Origin of the sequence: Bacillus sp. 1021 (genome assembly GCF_014534735.1) — a bacterium.
GTDB lineage: Bacteria > Bacillota > Bacilli > Bacillales > Bacillaceae > Bacillus > Bacillus siamensis.
In genome coordinates this window covers 1-334 of the sequence record NZ_JACVSR010000024.1, presented here as the reverse complement: position 1 = coordinate 334, position 334 = coordinate 1, and the positions used below count along the sequence as shown (strand labels likewise).

General features: G+C 56.6%; 1 protein-coding gene. It reads right to left on the bottom strand.

Going from position 1 to position 334, the window contains the following annotated elements:
• On the bottom strand, positions 1-334 hold a 334-nt coding region (locus ICW23_RS19070), incomplete at both ends, for a hypothetical protein (RefSeq protein ID WP_223152467.1).

Here is a 334-nt window from a genome sequence, read left to right as displayed (position 1 = left end):
TCGACTGGGATCACAGGGTCAACCGGTCCAACTGGAGTAACAGGAACAACAGGAGTAACAGGTCCAACGGGTGCAACCGGCTCAACCGGATCGACTGGGTTCACAGGGTCAACCGGTCCAACTGGAGTAACAGGAACAACAGGGTCAACCGGTCCAACGGGTGCAACCGGATCAACAGGAGCGACTGGAATCACAGGGTCAACCGGTCCAACTGGTATAACAGGAGCAACAGGAGCAACAGGAGCAACAGGAGCAACAGGATCAACAGGTCCAACGGGTGCAAGAGGAGCAACCGGATCGACTGGGATCACAGGGTCAACCGGTCCAACTGGAG